This window comes from Pseudomonas sp. YuFO8, from assembly GCF_035065025.1.
GTDB classification, from domain to species: domain Bacteria; phylum Pseudomonadota; class Gammaproteobacteria; order Pseudomonadales; family Pseudomonadaceae; genus Aquipseudomonas; species Aquipseudomonas putida_AE.
Map to the genome: position 1 here is coordinate 1 of NZ_JAXDEQ010000068.1, position 17204 is coordinate 17204.

Genomic DNA, 17204 nt, shown 5'->3' on the forward strand with positions numbered 1-17204 from the left:
CCCAAGCCTTCGCCTACACCCCTTATGGCGAGCGCTCCCCGAAAAACGGCTTGCCCAGCCTGCTCGGATTCAAAGGCGAACGGCTCGACCCGCTGACCGGAAACTATGATTTAGGTAATGGCTATCGGCGGTATAACACCTGGTTGAAGCGGTTTGATAGCCCGGACAGTTTGAGTCCGTTTGGGGAAGGTGGGTTGAATGCGTATGGGTTCGTCGAAGGGGATCCGGTTAACCTCAGTGATCCGACTGGGCATTTTCCTGTTAGCAAGCTGCTTATCGGCGCCTTTCCTGTAGGTGCTGTTTCAGCCGGGATTGCGACTTTATTAATTGATGATAAAGATTGGAAACCGGTTTTGTTGGGTATTACCATTGGTTTAACTGCTGCAACGGTAGCTTTACCGCTGATCTTGAGGGCTCGTCCCAAGCAACTCGGGCTTAATCGGACTAACACAGCTAGGAGTGCTGTGTCCCAGCAATCATCAAACGCTCCCAATGGGGCGATGGAACTCAATACTTTGCAAACACCCCGGAGGACGGCCCCATATTCTTATGATGACCCTCAGTTTGAGCAGTTCCTGAAAGATTTTCCTCCATCTAAACGCCCGCTACTCCGTGTTCAATATGAACAAGGCACAGTTCCGTTTGACCACCCAGATTTTGTTCCACGTTATTTACAGGATCGCGCTTATCAGAAACTGCAATACCAATCAAATAACGCAAGAATTTCGCAGGTGCAATCGACCAGTGCATCGGGTATTAGAATTCGCACGAGTGTCTAGCCCCCAATCAGACGGGCGTCGGCAACCACAACCGAAACCGTGCCCCGCCCAGTGGCGAGGCCTCGACCGTCAACGTGCCGCCTTGCGCCTCCAGCGCCCGGCGGCTGATCGCCAGCCCCAGGCCAAACCCACCAGTGGACCGGTCCCGGCTGCGATCGAGTCGATAGAACGGCTCAAAAATCCGCTCACGCTCGTCATCCGGAATGCCGATGCCGTCGTCGTCCACCCAGATTTCGCAGCCCCTGGGGCAAACCTGAACGCCAATCTGAATGCGCTTTTCGCAGTAGCGCATGGCGTTGCGCAGCAGGTTCTGCAGGGCGCGGGCGGTCAGGCGTGGGTCGAGGCTGAAGCGTTCGAGTTGGCCGTGGAGCAGCACGTCGATGACGATGTCCGGGGCTTGTTCGTCATCGACGCTGCCCAGGATGCTGTCGATGAATTCATCCAGCGACACCTCGACCTGTTCCGGCACCCGTGCCGGGTTTTGCAGGCGACTGTAGGACAGCAGTTCCAGCACCAGTTCGTCGAGCTCGCGAATGTGGTCGACCAGCCCTTGCAGGCGCTCGCGGCTGGTCGCCGGCAAGTCGTCGGACAGCGCCAGGGCCAGGCCGAAATCCAGGCGCGTCAGGGGGGTACGCAGTTCGTGGGACACCGCATTGAGCAGGTCCCGTTGCTGGTTCAGCAGGTTCTCGATGTCGCCCGCCATGGTGTCGAAGACGTTGGCCAAGCCGCCGATGTTGGAGCTGGGGGCGATCTGTGTGCGCTCGCTCAAATGGCCCTTGCCGAAGCGTTCCGCCGCGCTTTTCAGGCGCTCCAGGTCGCGCCAGTGCGGACGCAACCACAACAGCAGGCAGGCGAGCATGGTCGCGCCGATCAGCACGTTGATGCTCCAGTACAACAGGCTGACGTCCATCGGGTCCGGCGGCACGACCATCTGCACCACGGTGTGCTCGTCCAGCGGCGTCACCGCCAGGGTGCGCCAGCCCCAGTCGCCAATGCGCACGACGTTTTCGCCGCGCTGCAAACGCTGCTGTTCCTCGAGGGTAAACCCGGCATCGTCGTTGCCGCTGAGCACGATGTGCAGCGGCTGGAACTCCTTGTCCATTTGCGCCGCCAGGGCCGGCCATTGCTCGGACGGGACGGCCTTGAACTGCTTGACCATGAGGGTTTGCAGGCCACGGGAATAGTCGAGATTGTAGGTGAGGAAGCGCTCGTGGAAGACCTTGATCACGAGGTCCGGTACCAGGTAGATCGCGGCGCTGAACGAAACGATGGTCACCAGGTACAGGCGAAAGAGGATTCTGAACATCGTCTTTAGCATTCCCACTCGGAACGGCTGAACAGATAACCCTTGCCCCACACGGTCTTGATCTTGCGCGCTTCGCCGGCGTTGTCGTCGAACTTGCGCCGCAGCTTGGAGATCGCCACGTCCACCGAGCGGTCGGTGCCGTTGAATTCGATGCCGCGCAGGCGTTGCAGGATCTGGTCGCGGCTCAGCACTTCGCCGGCATGCCGGGCCAGCACCACCAGCAGGTTGTATTCGCCGCTGGACAACTCCACCGGTTGTGCGCGCCAGGTCACCGTGCGTTCGGACAGGTCGATGCACAGGTTGCCCATGAGGATGCGGTCGTTGGCCGCCGGTGGATCGCTGAGACTGCTGCGCCGCAGCAAGGTGCGCACCCGGGCCAGCAGCACCCGGGGCTCGCAGGGTTTGGTGACGTAGTCGTCGGCGCCCATTTCCAGGCCCAGCACCTGGTCGTGGCTGTCGTCGCGAGCGGTGAGCATCAGGATCGGCAAGGTCGCCGAATCGGCACGCAGCAAGCGGCAGACCTGCAGGCCATCGAGACCGGGCAGCATCAAGTCGAGAATCACCAGGTCCGGCGGATCGAGCCGCGCACGCTCGCGCACCTGGTCGCCGCGGCCTATCACGCTGACGCAGTAGCCGTTGCGTTCCAGGTAGCTGGCAATCAGCTCGGCGAGTGCGGTGTCGTCTTCGACCAGGAGGATGTTGGGCATGGGGTGTTTTCCAGCAAAATGCGAGGGTGACTGTTCCGGCCTCTTCGCGGGCAAGCCCGCTCCCACGAAGATTTCGCGGACAACTGTAGGAGCGGGCTTGCCCGCGAAGAGGCCGGGACAGTCGCAATAAAATTCAAGTTGTTCAGGATATACGCCCTCACGCACACCCGAGTAAAACCCTTACACAATTTCACACAGCACCAACAAAGCTTCACCGCTACCCTCGCCGTCGCCCAGTAGGATGCTGGGGGTCATTATTGGGGTCTTTCATGTCTAAGAATCTGCTTGCCGGGCTCAGCCTGATCGCACTGGCGTTGACGCTGAGCGCGTGCGACAGCGCCTCGAACGCCGAAGAACAGGCGCCGCCAGTCACCGTGCGCATCGAAACCATCGAAGCCCGCCCGCTGTCGATCAGCAGCGAATTGAGCGGGCGGATTGCCGCGCCGCGCATTGCCGAAGTCCGTGCCCGCGTGGCCGGCGTGGTGTTGCAGCGGGCCTTTCGCGAAGGCAGCGACGTGAAAAAGGGCGATGTACTGTTTCGCATCGACCCGGCGCCGTTCAAGGCCGACCTGGACAGCGCCGACGCCGCGTTGCGCAAGGCCGAGGCCAATGCGTTCCAGGCCAGGCTGCAGGAACAGCGTTACGCCCAGTTGATCGAAGGCAACGCCATCAGCGGCCAGGACTACGACAACGCCCGGGCCGCCACGCGGCAAACCGCTGCCGACGTCGCCGCCAGCAAAGCCGCCGTGGAGCGAGCGAAACTGAACCTGGGTTATGCCACGGTGACGGCGCCGATTTCCGGGCGCATCGGCCGCGCGTTGGTCACCGAAGGCGCGCTGGTGGGGCAGAACGAAACCACGCCGCTGGCGCTGATCCAGCAGTTGAACCCGATCCACGCCGATCTCAGCCAATCAACCCGTGAACTCAACGACCTGCGCCGCGCCTTCCGTTCCGGCCAGTTGCAGCAGGTCGGCCAGGACCAGGTCAAGGCCACGCTGATCCAGGACGACGGCAGCCTCTACCCGCTGCCGGGCAAGCTGCTGTTCACCGACATCACGGTGGATCCGGGTACCGGCCAGGTCATCCTGCGCAGCGAATTCCCCAATCCCGATCTCGACCTGCTGCCCGGCAGCTTCGTGCGCGTACGCCTGGAGCAAGGGGTCAACCAGCAAGGCATCAGCGTGCCGCAACGGGCCATCCAGCGTGACAGCGCCGGCATCGCCCAAGTGTTGTTGCTTGACGCCGAACAGCGCGTGGGCCTGCAACCGGTGGAACTGGGTGGCGTGCAGGACGACCGCTGGATCGTCACCGGCGGCCTCAAGCCCGGCGATCGCATCGTCATCGAAGGCCTGCAGCACGCCCGCCCCGGCGAGACCGTGCAGATCGATGACACCCCTCTTCCACTTGCCCAGGTTTCTGGCCAGTAAGCAGGACGCTTGTTTATGCCGCAGTTCTTTATCGATCGCCCGGTGTTCGCCTGGGTGGTGGCCCTGTTCATCCTGCTGGCCGGTGCCCTGGCCATCCCGCAGTTGCCGGTGGCGCAGTACCCCGATGTGGCGCCGCCACAGATCGAAATCTATGCCGTGTACCCGGGCGCTTCGGCGCAGACCGTGGACGAAAGCGTGGTCAGCCTGATCGAGGAAGAACTCAATGGCGCGGATCACCTGCTGTATTTCGAGTCGCAAAGCAGCCTCGGCAGCGCCACCATCAAGGCGACTTTCCAGCCGGGCACCGACCCGGAAATGGCCCAGGTCGACGTGCAGAACCGCCTCAAGGTGGTCGAGTCACGCCTGCCGCAAGCAGTGAACCAGCAGGGCTTGCAAGTGGAGAAAGTCTCCGCCGGTTTCCTCCTGCTGATCACCCTCACCTCCAGCGACGGCAAGCTCGACGCCGTGGCGCTCAGCGATTACCTGGCGCGCAACGTGATGAACGAGATCAAGCGCCTGGACGGCGTCGGCAAGGCGCAACTGTACGGCGCCGAACGGGCGATGCGGATCTGGATCGACCCGCAGAAACTGATCGGCTTCAACCTCACGCCTGCCGATGTCAACGCCGCCATCGTCGCGCAGAACGCCCAGATCTCGGCCGGCAGCATCGGCGACTTGCCGAGCCGCACCACCCAGGAAATCACCGCGACCATCCTGGTCAAGGGCCAACTGTCGACCCCTGAAGAATTCGCCGACATCGTGCTCAAGGCCAACCCCGACGGCTCCACGGTGCGCGTGGGCGATGTCGCGAGGGTCGAGATCGGCAGCCAGGAGTATCAGTTTTCCACACGCCTCAACGGTAAACCCTCGACTGCCGTCGGCGTGCAACTGTCGCCGGGGGCCAACGCCCTGAACACCGCGACGCTGGTGCGGGCGAAAATGGATGAACTCGCGCGTTACTTCCCCGCTGGCGTGGAATACAAGATCCCGTACGACACCTCACCGTTCGTCAAGGTCTCGATCACCAAGGTGGTCTACACCCTTGGCGAGGCGATGTTACTGGTGTTCGCGGTGATGTTCCTGTTCCTGCAAAACGTGCGCTACACGCTGATCCCGACCCTGGTGGTGCCGGTGGCGCTGATGGGGACGTTTGCGACCATGCTGGCGCTGGGTTTCTCGATCAACGTGCTGACCATGTTCGGCATGGTGCTGGCCATCGGCATCCTGGTGGATGACGCGATCGTGGTGGTGGAAAACGTCGAGCGGATCATGGCCACCGAGGGTTTGTCGCCCAAGGAAGCGACACGCAAGGCGATGCAGCAGATCACCGGCGCCATCGTCGGTATCACCCTGGTGCTGGTGGCGGTGTTCATTCCCATGGCGTTCATGCAGGGTTCGGTCGGGGTGATCTACCAGCAGTTTTCGCTGTCGATGGCCACCTCGATCCTGTTCTCGGCATTCCTGGCCCTGACCTTGACCCCGGCGCTGTGCGCAACCTTGCTCAAGCCGATTGCCAAGGGCGAGCACCACGAAAAGAGCGGGTTCTTCGGCTGGTTCAACCGCCGTTTCGAGCAGCTCACCGAGCGCTATCAGGGTTGGGTCGCCTATGCGTTGAAACGCACCGGCCGCTACCTGCTGATCTACGGTGTGCTGCTGGTGGGGCTGGGTATTTGCTTCAGCCGCCTGCCCTCCTCGTTCCTGCCGGTGGAAGACCAGGGCTACACCATCACCGACATCCAGTTGCCACCCGGCGCGAGCAAAAACCGCACGGTGCAGGTGGTCGAGCAGATCGAGGCGCATAACGCCACGGAACCCGGCGTGGGCGACAGCACGGTGATCCTCGGTTTCAGTTTCTCCGGCAGCGGCCAGAATGCGGCGCTGGCCTTTACCACGCTCAAGGACTGGTCGGAGCGCGGCAGCGACGACTCGGCCAGCTCCATTGCCGATCGCGCCAACATCGCCGTCAGCCAGATCAGGGATGCCGTGGCCTTCGCGGTACTGCCGCCGCCCGTGGACGGTCTCGGTACCTCCAGCGGTTTCGAGTTCCGTTTGCAGGATCGAGGCGGCCTCGGCCATGCCACGTTGATGCAGGCGCGCACTGAACTACTCGCCGCCGCCGAGAAAAGCCCGATCCTGATGAATGTGCGTGAAAGCGCCCTGGCCGAAGCGCCGCAGGTCGAGCTGATCGTCGACCGCAAGCAGGCAAACGCCCTGGGGGTGTCCTTCGCCGACATCGGCAGCGTGTTGTCCACCGCCGTCGGCTCGAGCTACATCAACGACTTCCCCAACCAGGGGCGGATGCAGCGTGTTGTCGTGCAGGCCGAGGGTGATCAACGCAGTCAGGTGGCCGATCTGCTGAAGATTCATGTGCGCAACAGCGACGGAAAAATGGTGCCCTTGTCGGCCTTCGTCCAGGCAAGATGGACCCAGGGGCCGGCGCAATTGACCCGCTACAACGGCTATCCGGCGGTGAGCATTTCCGGCGAACCGACGCCCGGCCACAGCACCGGCGAAGCCATGGCCGAGATCGAACGGCTGGTGGCGCAGGGTCCGACCGGGTTGGGCCAGGAGTGGACCGGGCTGTCGTTGCAGGAACGCCTGTCCGGCAGCCAGGCGCCGATCCTGTTGGGCTTGTCGCTGTTGATCGTGTTCCTGTGCCTGGCGGCGTTGTACGAGAGCTGGTCGATTCCGACCTCGGTGTTGCTGGTGGTGCCATTGGGCGTGCTCGGTGCGGTACTGGCGGTAACGCTGCGCGGCATGCCCAACGATGTGTTCTTCAAGGTCGGGCTGATCACCATCATCGGCCTGTCGGCAAAGAACGCGATCCTCATCATCGAGTTCGCCAAGAGCCTGTACGACGAAGGCCACGACCTGATCGACGCCACATTGCAGGCCGCACGCCTGCGCCTGCGGCCGATCGTCATGACCTCGCTGGCGTTCATCCTCGGCGTAGTGCCCTTGGCGATCGCCACCGGCGCCAGCTCGGCGAGCCAGCAAGCCATCGGCACCGGGGTGATTGGCGGGATGATCACCGCGACATTGGCCGTGTTGTTTGTACCAGTGTTTTTTGTAGTGGTGATGAAGCTGGTACGCAGAAAGCACTAACCAACACCAATCCCCTGTAGGAACTGCCGCAGGCTGCGATCTTTTGACCTTGATCTTGAAAAATCAAAATCAAAAGATCGCAGCCTTCGGCAGCTCCTACAAAAGCGGGGTGGCCTGCGCTATGGTGCAACGAGGTTCCGTCAAAGTATGCCTTCATGCCCTATCTCACCCACACCCACCCTCGCCTGTCGGCCGCCACCACCTTCGGCATCGCGGTGGGCATTCTGGCGCCGGCCGATTCGATCATCAGCAAGATACTCTTTGGCTGGAATGCCGGGGTCTGGACTTATCTGCTCCTGATGATTTGGCTCGCCGCGCGCAGTAAAGCGCAAGACGTGCGGCGCATTGCCGAGATCGAAGACGAAAACGCCGGGCTGGTGCTGCTGGTGGTCAGCATCGCCGCGATTGCGAGCCTTGCCACCATCGCCTTCGAACTGGCCGGCAGCAAAGACCTGGAAACCACGCGCAAGTTGCTGCACTACGGGTTTACCGCGTTGACCGTCACCGGTTCCTGGCTGCTGATCGGGGTGATCTTCAGCCTGCACTACGCACGCCTGTTCTACACCTGGGACGGCAAGGAACCGGCGCTGCGATTTGCCGAGGGGTTGACCACCCCCAACTATTGGGACTTCCTGTATTTCTCGTTCACCATCGGCGTGGCAGTGCAGACTGCGGATGTCGGTGTGGCGACTCGGGATATGCGCAAGATTGTGCTGGCGCAGTCGTTGATCGGTTTTTTGTTCAACACCGCGATATTGGGTTTTTCGATCAATATCGCCGCGGGATTGTTTGGCTGATGTTGCCTCATTTAGTCGTCATCTCAGCGAACAATGGCAGCGAGTCCCCTATAGCACTTCGTGCTCTGATCCGAACGCCGTAACGAGTGCGTGGAAGCAGGACTGGCTTCAGCATTGGGTCAATTGAATCATAACGAAGCTCATTCCCCTGTGGGCCGGTCAATACAATTCGATAACCGGTTACATCCATCATATCTATCGGCGCATCCCACTCCAGTATGGGAAGTAACGCCGGCTGTGAATAACGGAAGTTTCGGGGAGCACTTGGCGCGACGTGTTTCCCGTGAGACACGTCAGCCGAAACAGACCAATTTCCAGCCGCGTCTCTGGCGCGCACTTCAAATCTTTCGACGGCACCCTCTATCAAACCAGTGACAGGATGGCTGGTTCCGCTCACAGCGACCCAAGCCCCGTCGTTGCGGCGAACTTGATAACCTGTCACGCCCACATTGTCTTCAGGGGCACTCCAGTTCAGTGTTGCGTTACCTGGTGTTGATGCAATGAGTTTCAATTTCCTCGGCTTGGTGGGGGGCACTCGGTCATGGGTCACTACCTGAATCGACACAGGCAACGCCGGAGCGGGACCTTCGATCCTGCGTGGCTGGAGCTTGAACGTATAGGCCTTTTCGGGGATCAAGTCAGTTAAGATGTGTTCCAGCGCAGTGGTTCGTACAGGTTCACGCCCTGGGCAGGTGATTTCGTAATCGATAAAATAGGAGAGATCTTCCGGTCTTTCCCACTTCAACCATGCCTCGGAAAATGTCCTGCCCGGATTGTGCAGGCCGCGCGGTTGCGTCAGGTTCGGACCCATGGTGACTTCGGCACTGGAGGGCTCCGAGAAGCCACTGCCGTTAAAACCTCGAACCTCGATGAAGTATCGCGTACCAGGCGCCAGATACTTGAGGGTGTCTGTGAGATTCGCGGTTCTGTGCCTGTCAATCACCTCGGGGTATTTATCCACAAGGCCATACGCGACTTCATAATTGGGGGACTGGGGCGGGCCCCAAGTGACGCGAACCTGATCGAAGGTCACCAGCGTATGCAAAGTCCCTGGTTTTGAAGGAATGGCAGGTCCATCCAGTGTTTTTTCGGTGATCCGCGCAGGCGAGGACTCGCCGTTGGCGTTGGCTGCACTGACCTCGACAAAGTACAGCGTATTTTTAGTCAGCCCGGTCAGCTCAAGGCTCGGTTGCACCGAACTTTTCGTCTGGACAGGACCGTTTGGCTCGATTCCATAGCGGATGACATATTCAATAGCCCCCGCCGAAGGCGACCACGCCAGGACCATCGACACAATGGCGGGCGTTGCACGCAAATTGGTCGGGGCTGCAGGCACCGCCAGCGTGGTTGCCGTTGTTCGTACCGACGCCGAATCACCCGCCGCGTTGAACGCCACCAGATCAAAATAATAGGCGGTCCCCGAGCGTAACCCGCTGACCGTGCAGGCCTCGACAGTGGCGGTGATCGTATTGATCACCGGACCATTGGGGAGCAAGCCGTAACTCACTCGATAACCTGAGGCAAGCGTGGACTTTTGCCAGGTCAATGCCACTGAGGCTTTCGTCGGCCTGGCACTGAATCCGGTCGGGGCAACAGGCTTTGCGATGCCGGCCTTTGTGGTTGCGATACCTTCCGATTCTGGCGAGAGGCCGGTCCCATCTTCCGCGCGTACCTGGATGAAGTATTTGGTTTCCGGCTGCAACCCTGTAATGAGCAAGTTTCGGGCCGTCGTATGTTTTTTATCGATAGGGTTCGGCCATTGATCATCACGCCCATAGGCAACTTCAAATCGGTTGAATGGCGTGGTGTAGGACCACGCGACATTCATCGAATCCGAGGTTATGGAAGAGAACTGGAGAGTACCGGGTTTCTGCGGTAGTAAAAGATTCATGACCTGCCCTTTCTGCTCAAATAGCTCCATGGCCTGAGACTAAAGCCCAACCTCTTTGAAAAACAGCTATCAGAACAGTTAGTGGCGTTGCAGCGTTTTTGTGCTATGGCCCAATGTTTTTTGCACAAACGTTCTAGCCATCGCCCTCGGCGCAAGCGTTAAATACGCTGGCAATCCGTCCCACAGGTACAACATGACCGCCCACAACTGGATCGACCTGGCCCAGGATGCCGACACCGGCATCGAGACCCTGCGCGCGCATTTCCAGGGCCATGCCTACGATCCGCATTGGCATGACAGCTACCTGGTGGGTGTGACCGAGCAAGGGGTTCAGCAATTCAATTGCCGCCGCACGAAGCACCAGAGCACACCGGGCAAGGTGTTTTTGCTCGAGCCGGGCGACATTCATGACGGCGATGCGCCGACCGCCGACGGTTTCACCTATCGCATGTTGTACCTCGACCCGCACTGGTTGCGGCGCGAACTCGCGGCGGTGTTCGACAATGCCCCGCAAAATGCCGAGTTGAGCTTCGCCAATACCCTCGCAACCGACCCGCGCCTGGCCCATGCGACCAGCCTCGCGTTTGAAACCCTGCACCGCGGCGAATTGAAGATCGTTCGCCAGACCACCCTCGACGCCCTGCTCGAACGCTTGACCAGCCATTTGCACTGGCGCACTCGCCATGGCGAAGACCCGCGCCTGCCCCAAGTGGCGCAGAAGGCTCGAGAATACCTGCACGCCAACGCGCAATATGACATCGGCCTCGACCAGTTGGCCGCCGTTACCGGGGTCGACCGCTTCCGCCTGACCCGCGCCTTCAAGGCGGCTTATGGCATCGCGCCCCATGCGTATCTGGTGCAGTTACGTTTGGTCACGGCACGGCGAATGCTGGCCCGTGGTGAGCAACCTGCGGTGGTGGCGATGACCTTGGGTTTTGCCGACCAGAGCCATCTGGGCCGCTGGTTCGTGCGTGCCTACGGCATTACACCAGCGCTGTACCGCAAGCGTTGCTCAAATCTTCCAGACAGAAAGACGCCGCTTTGTGAAGATCGAATTCAATGATCTTCACCGGAGTTTGCCTGATATGCTGCCCTCTTTCCCGACGTTACTGCCCTTCCTGTTGTTTGCCTTTGTCGCCTCGATTACCCCTGGCCCCACCAACATCCTGGTGTTGAGCAACAGTGCCCGATACGGCTTGGCGGTCGCCGTGCCGATCATATTCGGCGCCTGCGCCGGGGCCGCGACCATGGTGCTGCTGGTGGGCACCAGTGCAGGTTCGTCGCTGGCCGCCTGGCCCGCCCTGCAAACGGTCATGCAGTGGGCCGGTGTGATGTGGCTGAGTTACCTGGCGTGGCAGATATTCCGTGCCCCGACCGTCGCCATCAGCGCGCAGAAAACCGAGCGCCGCCTGGGCATGTTCGGTGCCGCCAGCCTGCAATTGATCAATCCGAAAACCTGGATGATGGCGCTGGCGGTGGTCAGCGTGTTTGCCGGGGCTGGCGAACAGCGCCTGGTTCATGTGCTGTATCTGTCGCTGGTGTTCTTTCTGATTTCCCTACCTTGCCTCGGCGTCTGGGCGCTGCTCGGCGCGGGCTCCACACGATGGCTGGGTTCACCCCGGGCCATGCAGCGCTTCAACCGCTGCATGGCCCTGTTGCTGCTGGGTTCAACCTGGCTGAGCGTGTTGGCTTGATCCCATTGTCAGTATTTATTCATCGAATACTTGACGAAGCATTGGTTTCTGGTGTTTTCTGAAACCGGTTTCAGCACCATGCGCTCGAACTTATAAATCCAATAAGAAGGTTTGTACCCGTGAACGATTTCTCCGCCGCCCAGCGCAGCCGCGTGACCATGCTCGACGTGGCCGAACACGCCAAGGTCTCCAAGGCCAGCGTTTCACGGTTCATCGGCGACGATCGCGCACTGCTCTCCGATGCCATCGCCCAGCGTATCGAACAGGCCATCGCCGAGCTGGGCTATCGCCCGAACCAGATGGCCCGCGGCTTGAAGCGCGGGCGTACCCGCCTGATCGGCATGCTGGTGGCCGATATCCGCAACCCCTATTCGATTGCCGTGATGCACGGCGTGGAAACCGCCTGCCGTCAGCACGGCTACAGCCTGGTGGTGTGCAACACCGACCGCGACGACGAGCAGGAACGCCAGCATCTGGCCCTGCTGCGCTCGTACAACATCGAAGGCTTGATCGTAAATACCCTCGGCCATCACCGCGACGCGTTGCACGAACTGCACCGGGAGATGCCCCTGGTGTTGGTGGACCGCAAGGTCGAGCACCTTGAGAGCGATAGGGTCGGGTTGGACAACCCGGCGGCCGTCGCGATGGCCCTCGCCCACCTTGAAGAACGCGGCTACCGTGACGTGCTGCTGGTCAGCGAGCCGTTTGACGGCACCAGTTCGCGAATCGAGCGGGTCGCCAGCTTCAAGGCGCAGATCGAGCAGCGGCCCGCGCTTCGCGGGACAAACATCGAAACCGGCAGCGAGCTGACGGCAAATCTGAAAACCTTCCTCGATACGCCCGGCCCTGGCCCGAAAGCGCTGTTTTGCGCGAACGGGATCGCCGCGCTGGCCAGTACCTATTCCTTGCGTGAACTCCATTGCAATCTGTTTGAGGACGTGGGGCTGATCGCCCTTGATGACCTGGATTGGTATCCGTTGGTGGGCAGCGGCATCACCGCCCTCGCCCAGCCGACCAGCGAGATTGGCGCGAGTGCGTTTGAGTGTTTGCTCAAGCGGCTGCGTGGGGATGACGGGCCGCTGCGGACGCTGGATTTTTCGGCGCGGTTGATTGTCAGGGGGTCGACCCTTGGAGTTTTCCGGTGATTGGACGGGCCCCTTCGCTGGCTTGCCAGCGAAGAGGCCTTAAAGATCGCCATTTTTTTTGAACAAAAATGAAACCGGTTTCAGAGGTAAAAAAACAATGAACAAACCTGCCGTTTCCATCAGCCTCTCCAGCTACGGCGCCGATCTGGTACGCCAGCGCGGTCAAGGCAGTTTCATCGACGTACTGGCCGCCGCCGGCGCCTCGCGCATCGAATGGCGCGAAGAATTGCTGACCGCTGAAGACCCCGCTCAACTGGCCAATGCTACTCAAGCCGTGGGCCTTGAAAGCGTCTATTCCTCACCCATGGAACTGTGGCTGGCCGGCCAGGCGAAACCCAATCCCGAGCTGGTCACCGCGCTGCAACGCGCCCAGGCATTCGGGGCCAAATGGCTGAAGGTGTCCCTGGGTTACTTCACCGACAACTGCGACCTTGTGGCCCTGAACCGCACACTCGCACAGAGCCCGGTGCATCTGCTGGTCGAGAACGACCAGACCCTGCAGGGCGGTCGCATCGAGCCGTTCCAGCGTTTTTTTGCTGAAGTCGAGCAACACAACCTGCCCATCCAGATGACCTTCGACATCGGCAACTGGCACTGGCAGGACCAGTCGCCTGCCAGCGCCGCGCGCCTGCTCGGCCGCCACGTCGGGTATGTGCACTGCAAGGCGGTGACCCGCCGCGCCGACGGCAAGCTGGTCGCCATCCCACCCGCCGCCAGCGACCTGCATCAGTGGGAACAGCTTCTGCGGCACATGGCCCAAGGGGTTATGCGAGCCGCGGAGTATCCGCTGCAAGGTGACGACCTGGTGCAACTGACCACTGAACACGTCGCCGCCCTCGCCCACCTGGGCCACGCGCAGCTGGAGAACGCCCATGTCTGAGATCGATATCCTGTCGTTCGGCGAAACCATGGCGATGTTCGTCGCCGAGCAGGCAGGCGACCTGGCCAACGTCGGCGCGTTTCACAAACGCATCGCCGGTGCCGACAGCAACGTCGCTATCGGCTTGTCGCGCCTGGGGTTCAAGGTGGCCTGGTTGAGCCGGGTGGGTGCCGACTCCTTGGGTCGCTTCGTGATCGACACGCTGGAACAGGAAGGCCTGGATTGCCGCCACGTCGACATCGACCCCGCGCACCCCACCGGTTTCCAGCTCAAGTCGCGCACCGACGATGGCAGCGATCCTGCGGTCGAATATTTCCGCCGTGGTTCGGCGGCCAGTCACCTGTCGGTGCACTCGATCGTGCCCGACCTGCTCAAAGCCCGGCACCTGCACGCCACCGGCATTCCCCCGGCGCTCTCTGAAACCGCGCGGCAGATGTCCTTCGAACTGATGACCCGCATGCGCCAGGCCGGGCGCAGCGTGTCGTTCGACCCGAACCTGCGCCCAAGCCTGTGGGCCAGCGAGCAAAAGATGATCACTGAGATCAACCGCCTCGCCGCCCTCGCCCACTGGGTGCTGCCGGGGCTGAGCGAAGGTCGCTTGCTCACCGGTTTCGAAGACCCGGCCGACATTGCCGCGTTCTACTTAGGCCAGGGCGCCGAAGCCGTTGCGATCAAACTCGGCCCGCACGGTGCTTACTACCGCACACACCTGGATCAGGGTTTTGTCGCCGGCGTGCCGGTGCAAACGGTGGTCGACACCGTCGGTGCCGGCGATGGTTTTGCCGTCGGCATGATCAGCGCCCTCCTGGAAAACCACAGCTTTGCCGACGCCGTGCAGCGCGCCAACTGGATTGGCAGCCGGGCGGTGCAGAGTCGTGGGGATATGGAGGGGTTGCCGACCCGAGCCGAGATGTCCGTTGAATTCGAGGCCGTCATCGCCAGCAGGCTGGCTCCCACAAAACCTGTGGGAGCCAGCCTGCTGGCGATGAGGCCGGCACAGTCACTGAGGATTTAACACCTGCTGCGACAAAAACAACAAGCTCAGGAGCATCACCATGAAAACCGCAACCCTCGCCACCCGCCGCTGGTGGTACATCATGCCCATCGTGTTCATCACCTACAGCCTGGCGTACCTGGACCGCGCCAACTACGGCTTCGCCGCCGCGTCCGGCATGGCCGCGGACCTGATGATCACCCCGGGCCTGTCATCGATGCTCGGCGCGCTGTTCTTCCTCGGTTACTTTTTCTTCCAGGTACCGGGGGCGATCTACGCGCAGAAACACAGCGTGAAGAAACTGATCTTCGTCAGCCTGATCCTCTGGGGCAGCCTCGCGACCCTGACCGGGATCGTCTCCAACGCCTACTGGCTGATCGTCATCCGCTTCATGCTCGGCGTGGTCGAAGCTGCCGTCATGCCGGCGATGCTGATCTACCTGTGCCACTGGTTCACCCGCGCCGAACGCTCGCGGGCCAACACCTTCCTGATCCTCGGCAACCCGGTGACCATGCTGTGGATGTCGGTGGTCTCGGGCTATCTGGTGCAGCATTACAGCTGGCGCTGGATGTTCATCGTCGAAGGCTTGCCGGCGGTGCTCTGGGCGTTTATCTGGTGGCGCCTGGCCGATGATCGTCCGGCCCAGGCCAAGTGGCTCAACGACCAGGAAAAACAGGACCTGGAAAGCGCCCTGGCTGCCGAACAGGTCGGCATCAAGGCGGTAAAAAACTACGCCGAAGCCTTCCGTTCGCCGAAAGTGATCATCCTCGCCCTGCAGTTCTTCTGCTGGAGCATCGGCGTCTATGGCTTCGTGCTGTGGCTGCCGTCGATCCTCAAGGCCGGCGCACAGATGGACATGGTCGAGGCCGGCTGGCTGTCGGCGCTGCCTTATCTGGCGGCGGTGATTGGCATGCTGCTGGTGTCCTGGGGCTCGGACAAACTGCAAAAACGCAAACGCTTCGTCTGGCCACCACTGTTGATCGCCTCGATCGCGTTCTATGCGTCCTACGCCCTGGGCGCCGAACATTTCTGGTGGTCCTACACCTTGCTGGTGATTGCCGGTGCCTGCATGTACGCCCCTTACGGGCCGTTCTTCGCGATCATTCCGGAGATCCTCCCGGCCAACGTGGCCGGCGGCGCGATGGCGTTGATCAACAGCATGGGCGCGCTCGGTTCGTTCGGCGGCTCCTACCTGGTCGGCTACCTGAACAGCTCCACTGGTTCGCCCGGCGCGTCCTACCTGTTGATGAGCGGCGCGCTGATGTTCTCGGTGGTGCTGACGATATTCCTCAAACCCGGCGCCAGTGATCGGGAGCGTCCCCCGGTCGCTGTGACCCGTACCGCCGCCCATTCCTGACTGGATGACGACTATGAAAAAGCAGGTTGTTCTGTACAAGAAACTCTCGCCGCTGCTGATGGCCCGCTTGCACGAGCAGGCCGAGGTGACGCTGATCGAGAGCCTCGACGACGAAGGCCTGGCCCGTCTGCGCGAGGCCATGCCCCACGCGCACGGCTTGCTGGGGGCCAGCCTGAAACTGGACGCCGGACTGCTGGACCTGGCGCCAAACCTGGAGGCCATCGCCAGCGTCTCGGTGGGGGTCGACAACTACGACATCGACTACCTGACCGACCGCCGGATCCTGCTCAGCAACACCCCCGACGTGCTCACCGAAACCACCGCCGACACCGGTTTCGCCCTGATCCTGGCCAGTGCCCGGCGCGTGGTGGAACTGGCGAACCTGGTGCGCGCCGGGCAATGGACCCGCAACATCGGCCCCGCGCATTTCGGCAGCGATGTGCATGGCAAGACCCTGGGCATCATCGGCATGGGGCGCATCGGTGAAGCGCTGGCCCAGCGTGGGCACTTCGGTTTCGGCATGCCGGTGATCTACCACAGCCACTCGCCGAAACCGGCGGTGGAGCAGCGTTTCAATGCGCAGTACCGCAGCCTGCCGGAGCTGTTGCAGCAGGCCGATTTTGTTTGTTTGACCTTGCCGCTGACCGCTGAAACCGAAGGCCTGATAGGCGCAGAGCAATTTGCCCTGATGCGTCCCGAAACCATCTTCATCAACATTTCCCGGGGCAAGGTGGTCGACGAAGCGGCACTGATCGAGGCGTTGCGCACGGGACAGATTCGTGGGGCCGGGCTGGATGTGTTCGAGCGTGAACCGCTGAACCTTGACTCGCCGTTATTGCAGATGAACAACGTGGTGGCGACGCCGCACATGGGTTCGGCGACCCATGAGACACGGGAGGCCATGGCCCGGTGTGCGGTGGATAATCTGCTGGCGGCGTTGGCGGGTGAACGGCCGGCCAATCTGGTGAATGTGCGGGCGTGGAAGGCTTGAGGGATTGGGTGTTTGTCAGATAGCTATCGCCAGCAGGCTGGCTCCCACATTGGATCTGTGCCGTTCACAAATCTCCTGTGGGAGCTAGCCTGCTGGCGATGAGGCCGGCACAAACACTGCAAATCCCATAG

Annotated in this window: 14 protein-coding genes; 11 read left to right on the forward strand and 3 right to left on the reverse strand. The window is 61.4% G+C overall.

Going from position 1 to position 17204, the window contains the following annotated elements; all coding sequences use genetic code 11:
* Positions 1-779 (forward strand): RHS repeat-associated core domain-containing protein (locus SOP95_RS30525; RefSeq protein WP_323609380.1); only part of this gene is annotated, 779 nt, incomplete at its 5' end.
* 7 nt (positions 780-786) lie between these two features.
* Here SOP95_RS30525 and SOP95_RS30530 read toward each other — a convergent pair.
* Positions 787-2085, reverse strand: coding sequence for an ATP-binding protein (locus SOP95_RS30530; RefSeq protein ID WP_323609381.1), 1299 nt, complete (start codon positions 2083-2085; stop codon positions 787-789).
* 5 nt (positions 2086-2090) lie between these two features.
* On the reverse strand, positions 2091-2792 hold the full coding sequence (locus SOP95_RS30535; RefSeq protein WP_274077108.1) for a response regulator transcription factor: 702 nt from the start codon (positions 2790-2792) through the stop codon (positions 2091-2093).
* A 269-nt stretch (positions 2793-3061) separates the two neighbouring features.
* On the opposite strand from SOP95_RS30535, the gene SOP95_RS30540 reads away from it, so the two are divergent.
* The 3 genes from SOP95_RS30540 (at position 3062) to SOP95_RS30550 (ending at position 8121) form a co-directional block, all read left to right on the forward strand.
* Positions 3062-4219: an efflux RND transporter periplasmic adaptor subunit gene (locus tag SOP95_RS30540; RefSeq protein WP_323609382.1), complete on the forward strand. Its 1158-nt coding sequence runs from the start codon at positions 3062-3064 to the stop codon at positions 4217-4219.
* A 15-nt stretch (positions 4220-4234) separates the two neighbouring features.
* Positions 4235-7324: an efflux RND transporter permease subunit gene (locus tag SOP95_RS30545; protein WP_323609383.1), complete on the forward strand. Its 3090-nt coding sequence runs from the start codon at positions 4235-4237 to the stop codon at positions 7322-7324.
* A 155-nt stretch (positions 7325-7479) separates the two neighbouring features.
* The gene (locus SOP95_RS30550) at positions 7480-8121 is read left to right on the forward strand and encodes a DUF1345 domain-containing protein (RefSeq protein ID WP_323609384.1); all 642 of its coding nucleotides are present in this window, start codon (positions 7480-7482) and stop codon (positions 8119-8121) included.
* A 7-nt stretch (positions 8122-8128) separates the two neighbouring features.
* On the opposite strand, the gene SOP95_RS30555 is transcribed toward SOP95_RS30550, so the two are convergent.
* Positions 8129-10012, reverse strand: a complete 1884-nt coding sequence (locus SOP95_RS30555) for a fibronectin type III domain-containing protein (protein WP_323609385.1) — start codon at positions 10010-10012, stop codon at positions 8129-8131.
* Between the two features lie 193 nt (positions 10013-10205).
* Here SOP95_RS30555 and SOP95_RS30560 point away from each other — a divergent pair, with 193 nt between their 5' ends.
* The 7 genes from SOP95_RS30560 to SOP95_RS30590 all read left to right on the forward strand — a co-directional run bounded on the left by SOP95_RS30560 (position 10206) and on the right by SOP95_RS30590 (position 17073).
* Positions 10206-11075, forward strand: coding sequence for an AraC family transcriptional regulator (locus SOP95_RS30560; protein ID WP_323609386.1), 870 nt, complete (start codon positions 10206-10208; stop codon positions 11073-11075).
* Between the two features lie 22 nt (positions 11076-11097).
* Positions 11098-11706, forward strand: coding sequence for a LysE family translocator (locus SOP95_RS30565; protein ID WP_323609387.1), 609 nt, complete (start codon positions 11098-11100; stop codon positions 11704-11706).
* A 119-nt stretch (positions 11707-11825) separates the two neighbouring features.
* A complete protein-coding gene (locus tag SOP95_RS30570; RefSeq protein WP_323609388.1) occupies positions 11826-12851 on the forward strand; it encodes a LacI family DNA-binding transcriptional regulator in 1026 nt (341 codons plus the stop codon).
* 97 nt (positions 12852-12948) lie between these two features.
* Complete coding sequence (locus SOP95_RS30575; protein WP_323609390.1) at positions 12949-13731, forward strand: sugar phosphate isomerase/epimerase family protein; 783 nt, start codon at positions 12949-12951, stop codon at positions 13729-13731.
* On the forward strand, positions 13724-14746 hold the full coding sequence (locus tag SOP95_RS30580; RefSeq protein WP_323609391.1) for a sugar kinase: 1023 nt from the start codon (positions 13724-13726) through the stop codon (positions 14744-14746). Before SOP95_RS30575 ends, SOP95_RS30580 begins: the two co-directional genes overlap by 8 nt.
* A gap of 40 nt (positions 14747-14786) precedes the next feature.
* A complete protein-coding gene (locus SOP95_RS30585) occupies positions 14787-16082 on the forward strand; it encodes an MFS transporter (RefSeq protein WP_323609392.1) in 1296 nt (431 codons plus the stop codon).
* A gap of 13 nt (positions 16083-16095) precedes the next feature.
* Entirely contained in the window at positions 16096-17073 is a 978-nt protein-coding gene (locus SOP95_RS30590) for a 2-hydroxyacid dehydrogenase (protein WP_323609393.1), read from the forward strand.
* The last annotated feature ends 131 nt before the right edge of the window (positions 17074-17204 follow it).